The organism is Streptomyces sp. NPDC056231, from assembly GCF_048270745.1.
In the GTDB taxonomy this organism is placed as follows: domain Bacteria; phylum Actinomycetota; class Actinomycetes; order Streptomycetales; family Streptomycetaceae; genus Streptomyces.
Window position 1 is genome coordinate 1 of sequence record NZ_JBLVKW010000158.1, and the last position, 6,802, is coordinate 6,802.

General features: G+C 67.3%; 7 protein-coding genes and 2 pseudogenes. 5 read left to right on the top strand and 4 right to left on the bottom strand.

What is annotated here, in order from left to right; translation table 11 throughout:
* Nucleotides 1–145: 145 nt before the first annotated feature.
* The 3 genes and pseudogenes from ACNPQM_RS43280 to ACNPQM_RS43290 form a co-directional block, all read right to left on the bottom strand.
* Nucleotides 146–592, bottom strand: a pseudogene (locus ACNPQM_RS43280) (helix-turn-helix domain-containing protein); the annotation flags it as partial.
* An 85-nt stretch (nucleotides 593–677) separates the two neighbouring features.
* Entirely contained in the window at nucleotides 678–1,190 is a 513-nt protein-coding gene (locus ACNPQM_RS43285; protein ID WP_376321152.1) for a DinB family protein, read from the bottom strand.
* Nucleotides 1,191–1,795: 605 nt separating this feature from the next.
* On the bottom strand, nucleotides 1,796–2,908 hold the full coding sequence (locus ACNPQM_RS43290; protein WP_418088320.1) for an ABC transporter substrate-binding protein: 1,113 nt from the start codon (nucleotides 2,906–2,908) through the stop codon (nucleotides 1,796–1,798).
* Nucleotides 2,909–3,173: 265 nt separating this feature from the next.
* On the opposite strand from ACNPQM_RS43290, the gene ACNPQM_RS43295 reads away from it, so the two are divergent.
* Complete coding sequence (locus ACNPQM_RS43295) at nucleotides 3,174–3,491, top strand: hypothetical protein (protein WP_418088321.1); 318 nt, start codon at nucleotides 3,174–3,176, stop codon at nucleotides 3,489–3,491.
* A gap of 112 nt (nucleotides 3,492–3,603) precedes the next feature.
* The gene (locus tag ACNPQM_RS43300) at nucleotides 3,604–4,431 is read left to right on the top strand and encodes a MerR family transcriptional regulator (protein WP_418088322.1); all 828 of its coding nucleotides are present in this window, start codon (nucleotides 3,604–3,606) and stop codon (nucleotides 4,429–4,431) included.
* Between the two features lie 188 nt (nucleotides 4,432–4,619).
* On the opposite strand, the gene ACNPQM_RS43305 is transcribed toward ACNPQM_RS43300, so the two are convergent.
* The gene (locus ACNPQM_RS43305) at nucleotides 4,620–5,078 is read right to left on the bottom strand and encodes an Lrp/AsnC family transcriptional regulator (RefSeq protein WP_358863459.1); all 459 of its coding nucleotides are present in this window, start codon (nucleotides 5,076–5,078) and stop codon (nucleotides 4,620–4,622) included.
* A gap of 170 nt (nucleotides 5,079–5,248) precedes the next feature.
* Here ACNPQM_RS43305 and ACNPQM_RS43310 point away from each other — a divergent pair, with 170 nt between their 5' ends.
* The 3 genes and pseudogenes from ACNPQM_RS43310 to ACNPQM_RS43320 form a co-directional block, all read left to right on the top strand.
* Nucleotides 5,249–5,893 (top strand): AzlC family ABC transporter permease, encoded by a 645-nt coding sequence (locus tag ACNPQM_RS43310; RefSeq protein ID WP_358863461.1) that lies wholly within the window; start codon nucleotides 5,249–5,251, stop codon nucleotides 5,891–5,893.
* The gene (locus tag ACNPQM_RS43315) at nucleotides 5,886–6,215 is read left to right on the top strand and encodes a branched-chain amino acid transporter permease (RefSeq protein ID WP_418088323.1); all 330 of its coding nucleotides are present in this window, start codon (nucleotides 5,886–5,888) and stop codon (nucleotides 6,213–6,215) included. Before ACNPQM_RS43310 ends, ACNPQM_RS43315 begins: the two co-directional genes overlap by 8 nt.
* Before the next feature lie 280 nt (nucleotides 6,216–6,495).
* Nucleotides 6,496–6,699: pseudogene (locus tag ACNPQM_RS43320) on the top strand (transposase); the annotation flags it as partial.
* Between the last annotated feature and the right edge of the window lie 103 nt (nucleotides 6,700–6,802).

Below are 6,802 nucleotides of genomic sequence, written 5' to 3' on the forward strand. Positions count from 1 at the left end.
CCGAAGGGCCAACAACCTTCATCTTCCGCACAGCATCACTTCAAGAACTGTTCCTACAACCAGCTCCATCCACGTTCAGGACACAAACACCCAGCATCCCTGGGCCCTCCCGATCCTACGAGTGACCGGAATCAACCCTCTATCAACGTAAGGAGACGCCCTCCTCGCGGAGCATAACCCGCAGGCCCTCGTGGCTGATGTCGTCGACCACCCCCTCGGCGACCAGGAAGTCGCCCAGTTTGGCCAGGCTCCAGGTCGAGAACGGCAGGCCGTGCTCGGCCGGTTTCGACTTGGCGGTCTTCTTGATCTCCCGGCGTTCCGGGAGGGTGAAGGTCTTCGGCCGGCCGCCCTTGTACTTGGGATAGAGCGAGTCGAAGCCATCGGCGTTGAAGTTGTAGATCAGGTCGCGGACCCGGTCGGCGCTGGTGAACGTGACCTCGGCGATCTTCGCCACGTCCATGCGCTGCGCGGATAGCAGCACCATCTGGGCCCGGCGCCAGGTCACCACCGACCCGGTGCCCCTGCGGATGATCCGCAGCAGCCGCTGTCCCTCGTCGTCATCGATCTCGCGCACGCGCACACGTTCAGCCACCTGGGCACCCTGGCACGACGCGCCGCCCGGTACGGAACCCGGCGGCGCGTCACTCACAGTAGGGCGGGCGCGACCTGATCTGGCGTCATACGCCAGTGGTGCCGTCGATGCGCTCCCGGACCAGGTCGGCGTGGCCGTTATGACGGGAGTACTCCTCGATCATGTGGACGTAGATCCAGCGGAGGCTGACGTCCTGCTCCATGAAGCGGCCAGTGTCGGTCAGAGCGCGGCCGGCGCAGTGCTCGCGGGCGCGGGCGATCTCCGCCTGCCAGGTGGTGAGAGCGTCGCGCAGGGTGGCGCCCTCGGCCAGTTCGAAGCCGCCGTCGGGAGCATTCGGATCGGCCTGCGGGTCGTAGATGGGCGGGGCCTGTTCTCCGGCGAACACCCGGCGGAACCAGTTCCGCTCCACCTCCGCCATGTGCTGGACGAGGCCGGTCAGCGTGAAGCCGGACGGCGGCACGGACGCAACGGCGGCCTGCTCATCGTTCAGGCCCTCGCACTTCATGGCGAGGGTGGTGCGGTGAAAGTCGAGCCAGCTCTCAAGCGTGGTGCGCTCGTTGGCGTTCAGGGGCGGCATAGGGCGTTCGATGGCGTTCACCGGTCGATTATCGCCAGCGGCCGAAGCCGTCGACAGTCAGGGCTGCACAACAGAGCGAAGGGCGAACGTTGCCTGATGCGGCACTAGAGGCGAGTCGGCCAGAAGGGCTCATGGACGATCGCGACGCCCCGGACGCCATGGCTTCCCAACCGGGCGGTCAGGGACACGAGTCCGCCGGCGTCCTCGGCTAGGAACTGACGGCAGTACTGCACCGCGCCGTGGAACAAGCCGCCCACCGTCTCCGGGCCGTCGCGACGGCCGTCTACCTGCTGGCCCCCCGACGACGGCGAACTGCACGCCGCCATGATCGGCGGCAGCCCGCCGTCCGCCCTCACCCTTCCCGGCCGGATGTCCCCGGACTTCTCCTACGCCTCGGCGCGGTCCCTGGCCGGCCAGGGCGTGGCGCTCCTGGCTCCACCCCCATGGACGCGTACGGCACCATGGCACCCGCCGTGGAGCCGAAGGCCTGCACTGCGTGGGCAGTCGGAGATCGCCGGCGCACCCGAGGCGACTGGCCGTTCGTTGTGGTCAGTGCAGGCCGGGCGGCGCTGCCCGGGACCGAGGCGAGAGGACCACGAACACGGCGTCGGGACCTCCGTGCACTCTCAGCTGGCGTGAAGGATGCGAAAGCGATCGGGTTCCGCCGGATCTCGATCAACGACTTGGACCGGCGTCCAAGCCCATTGCCACACGCTGATGCCCGGCGCGCGGGAGAACCGGATCTTCCCGCGGGTGCCTTCGACGACAACACGCGGCCAGGATTCGGCGATGCGCGCCCGGTCCGTGCCGTGACAGCGCAGCACATCGGCGAGGACGGCCACCGTGTCGTAGCCCTCGAAGGCGACGAAGGAGGGCGCTTCGGCCAACCGCTCCCGGAGGGCCGCCTCGACCCGCGCACCGAGCGGGCTGGGGCTCTCGGGCAGATAGCGCAAGAACGGGATCGCGGCGCCGTCGCCGCCCAACAACGCCGCCCATTCGGCGAACTCTGGCTGCCCGGCCGGAGCACCAATCATGATCTCGGCGAGGCGCTGGTCGCGGCGGACAGACTTGACGATCGGCACCGCTGGCTCCGGGTGGCCGACCAGAAGAAGGAGGGCTGTCGCGCGATTGTCGACGAGCTTGTCGCACACGGCCGCGGGGGAGAGCGTGCGCATGTCGAGTTCAATGACGGTACCGCCGCGCGGAGCGAGGTAGTCCCGCAGAATTCGGGCCCCGGATGCCCAGTAGACACTCGGGTCGGCTGCCACGGCGATTCGGCTGTGGCCCGCGCCGAGGAGGAAGTCCGCGTAGATCTGCCAGCCGTGGGACTGCGCCGGGGCGAGGCGCGCGACCCATTCCGTCGGTTGTTCGGTGAGCCCGTCGAGAACCGCCGACGAGCAGAGGAACGGCAGGCCGAGGGCGTCGGCCCTGGCAGCCGCGGCACGGGCGACGACGCTGTGATACTCCCCCGCCACGGCAGCCACGCCCAAGTGAGCCAATTCGTCCACGGCCGCGGCGGCCTTCTGTGGATCAGCCGCAGTGTCCCGGACCACCAGCTCGAGTGGCCTTCCGCTGATCCCGCCGGCGTCATTGACCTCGCGAACGGCCAACTCGAGGCCGGCGAGCAGGTGTCGGCCCGCCTCGACCCAGCCGGGCCGAGTCAGCGGAACGAGAGCACCGATCCGGACGCACGATCCATCGGTCCGCTCCCCTCCAGGTGACGGCGGTGGCGTATTCATGCGGTGGCCTCTCCCGTGTGACGATTTGGTTGCCGTTGGCCCGCTCGCAGAGTGGCGACGCCCGGTAAGTACGCGTTCATCTCATCTCACCGTGCCCGGCGCACCCATGTGACCATGCCGGACATTGCATCCACCTCCATCGCCAACAGGCAACCGATTATTTGTTCGCTGAGCTGCCAGGCTTCAAGAAAAGCTGCGGACCGCACGGCCCCTGCGACACCTGGGGGTCGCCCGCCGGCCCACCGGACGGGGCATCATCCGCGGCGTGCTGTCCAACAGCGACCGCCCTGCCGAGGCCGAGGACCGCAAGGTTCCCGGCCACGGGGAGGGCGACCTCATGATGGGCACGCGGCCATCGGCGGCCGCCACCCTCGTCAAACGCACCAGCCGTTACACGGCCATCGTGGCCTTCGGACGGCATCAAGGCCGGGCAGGTCGCCCCGCGCCTCACCCGAAGCCTTCTCGGCATCCCGCGCTGCGGCTGCTGCCCCGGCTGCGGCTACTGCAACTGACCGCCCACCAGCGCGGAGCGGGCCCCGGCATCGCGCCGGAGCCCGCTCCGCGTTCAAGAACATGCGCTTAACGCTGTTCAGTTGCTCCCCGAGGCCGGACTACGATCCGCCGTCCTCGGCGGCAGTGCCGGACTCACAGCTCGCGTTTGCCTCTGCCCCAGGGGCAGGGGCGACGATGAGCCCATGCGAGATCTGATGATCATCGGGGAGTTCGCCGCGCGCACCCGACTGAGCCACAAGGCGCTTCGGCTCTATGCAGACAAGGACTTGTTGAAACCTGCCTATGTCGACCCCCGTACCCGTGTCCGCTACTACCAGTCCGCGCAGTTGGAGAAGGCCCGACTGATCACGCTCATGAGGGCCATCGGGATGCCGCTCTCCCTCATCGGGCCAGTCCTGTCAGCAGCGGGCGGGCAAGCAGCGGAGCTGGTCGCCGACTACTGGCGGTGTCGTGATCGCGAGCACCATGCCCGCCACCCCCTCGCAGTCCACATCCAGAACACCCTGAAGGGAAAGACGGCAGCCATGTATGTGATCGCCGAACGCGAGGTCTGTCAGCAGAAAGTCGTCTTCGTGCAGCAGCACGTGACGGCAGAACACCTGGGGGCATTCCTCGGTGAGGCGACAGAACAACTGTTCGCGTATCTCCGCGCAGCAGACGCGGGACTGTCCGGGCCAGTGTTCGCCGTCTATCACGGGCTCGTCGACCAGGACGGCAACGGCCCGGTCGAAGTGTGCGTGCCGACTGAATCCCCGGTCCAGCCCACCGGGCGCATCGGAGTGCGCTTGGAGCCGGCGCACCGGCAGGCGTTCACCGAGCTGCGCAAAGGGCAAAGCGAGTACCCGACAGTGGCGGGGGCCTTCGCTGCATTGGCCTCGTGGCTCGATGGACGGGGGCTGCAGCCGAGCGCCTCTGCACGCGAAATCTACTACCCGAACTGGGCCGATGCGGATGCGGACGAACACGTCATGGACATCGCCGTGCCCTTCCAAAACCTCACGAACTCCTGAAAGAGCGATGGATGTTCGGAACTGGCTCCAACAAGGATGGCGATCCACCGCGGGAATCCGCCTCGCGCGTGAGGGCATGCGGTCGCCACCCTGCACTCCGGCCCGGGCCGCCGTCGACCGGTTCCGGCAGCACGCGCACATCGTCCCGGCCGAGGGCTCCGCGCTCCGGCTGCTGTGTGCGGGAGTGGTCAGGGGGCGGCCTTGATCTTCTTCATGGTCAGGTGGGATTCGGTCCGCAGAACGCCGGGAAGGCCAGTGAGTTTGCCGGTGAGGAAGGTCTCGTAGGCGGCGTGGTCGGCGACCGCGACGCGGAGGAAGTAGTCCGGGCGGCCGAAGAGGCGGCGGAACTCGATGACCTCCTCATAGGAGGCGACGGTCTCTTCGAATGCCTCGACGGTCTTGCGGTCGGTGGCATACACCTCGACGTCAACGAGGACCTCCAGGCCGCGTCCCACGGCCGCCGGGTCGACGACCGCACGATAGCCGGAGACGACTCCTGCCTCCTCCAGCCGTTTGACCCGGCGCAGGCACGGCGGCGGGGTGAGGCCCACCCGCTTGGCCAGTTCGACGTTGGTCAGCCGGCCGTCCCGCTCAAGGTGAAACAAAATGTCGCGATCAATGGCATCCAGCTGAACTTCATTGCCCATGAGTTCATCATAGGGTCACTATCAGCAATCAAATAAGGTCTATTTCGTCCTAAAATTGCGGCATGGGTATACCTCCTGCCGCTGTCGGCGGTCCCGTCCGGTCCGCTGCTTCCGCCTCCTCTCCCCCGGCGCTCTCCGAGGCCCGGGCCGCGTTCAAGGACTCCGCCTCCGTGGGCCTGGGACTGGTCCCGCTGGGCCTGGCGTTCGGTCTGCTCGTCACACAGTCCGGTCTCCACTGGTGGTGGGCCACTGTGTTCACCACCGTGATCTATGCCGGATCGTTCGAGTTCCTCATGATCGGTCTGGTCATCGCCGTCGCGCCCCTGGCGACCGTCGCTCTGACCGCGTTCCTGGTGAACATTCGGCACCTCTTCTACGCGCTGTCCTTCCCTCTGCACCGCGTGAAGGGCCGCCTGGCCAGGGGCTACAGCACGTTCGCCCTTACCGATGAGGCGTACGCTCTGACCACCGGCGAGCGGGCCCGCTCCTGGTCGGGCCGGCGGATCCTGTGGCTTCAGCTGTTCATGCACCTGTACTGGGCCGGGGGTGCCACCGCTGGCGCGCTGCTCGGTTCCCTCCTTCCCAACGGTGTCACGGGCGTGGACTTCGCCCTGACCGCGCTGTTCGCCGTTCTCGCGCTCGATGCTCTCCGGGATCGCCGTGGCGACCTGCCGACGCCGGTCCTGGCCTTGCTGGCGGCTCTGGCGGCCCGGCTCGTCCTCCCCGGGCAGATGCTCCTGGCAGCCTTCGTCCTCTTCACCGCCGGGCTTCTGGCCCGCTACGTCTCCACCGGCAGGACGTCGCACCATGCCTGACGCTCCCTACCTCATCGCCGCGGTCACTGTTTCCGCCGCCGTCACCTGGGCCCTGCGCGCCGTGCCCTTCGCCGCTCTCGCCCCGCTGCGGTCCAGCAAGACCATCGAGTACCTCAGCTCCCGCATGCCGGCCGGCGTCATGGTCATCCTTCTCGTCTACTGCCTGCGGGACCTTCCACTGACCGCATCACGCGCGCTTGCACCCCTGGTTGCCCTGACCGTGACCGTCGGACTGCATCTCTGGCGCCGCAACGCCCTGCTGAGCATCCTCGGGGGCACCGCCGTGCACGTCCTCCTCGCCAGCATGATCTTCGTTCTCTGAGCTTCTTCGAGTTGGCACCGATCGGGTGATTGTGACTGAGCGCTTCACTTGGCGAGTAAGCGCTTGAATGGGCGGCTGCAGCGTCCGGTGCTGGCAGCTTGGTGAGCCGGGACAAGGGTCCACTCGAATTGGCCGGCCTGAACGCCAACACGGCGGGCAAGGCCGGTGAGCGACGATCAAGCTGTTGTCAGTGGCTGACTCTAGTAGGGCTTTGTTAGGTACCCCGATTGATCATCTGCGGATAGGTTGTGATGTTCTTTCAGGTGTGACACCTGAGGAGATGGACACGGTCCGCACGCGCTTGGAGGCGTTCGCGGAGGAGATGCTCGGTTCTCTGGCCCGGCGGGATCAGCGAGCCAAGGGTGAGCTGTACCTGCGCGGGCTGATGCTGGACGGCAAGCGCAAGTCGATGCAGCCGATGGCCGAGCGCCTGGGCGTGGACCACCAGCAGCTCCAGCAGTTCGTTGCCTCCTCGACCTGGGACTGGGCCAAGTGTCAATCCCCTGGAAACGTAGAGGCCTTCCTTACGCGGCTTGGTCCTGCTGATGGTGCTCGGCGCGTGCTTCGCTGATGGTGCGTTCGAACTC

Excerpts from the sequence above, each read along its gene's own strand:
- ACNPQM_RS43300 (WP_418088322.1), top strand. The coding sequence starts at position 3,604 with ATGCGAGATCTGATGATCATCGGGGAGTTCGCCGCGCGCACCCGACTG.
- ACNPQM_RS43315 (WP_418088323.1), top strand. The coding sequence starts at position 5,886 with ATGCCTGACGCTCCCTACCTCATCGCCGCGGTCACTGTTTCCGCCGCC.
- ACNPQM_RS43290 (WP_418088320.1), bottom strand. The coding sequence starts at position 2,908 with ATGAATACGCCACCGCCGTCACCTGGAGGGGAGCGGACCGATGGATCG.
- ACNPQM_RS43305 (WP_358863459.1), bottom strand. The coding sequence starts at position 5,078 with ATGGGCAATGAAGTTCAGCTGGATGCCATTGATCGCGACATTTTGTTT.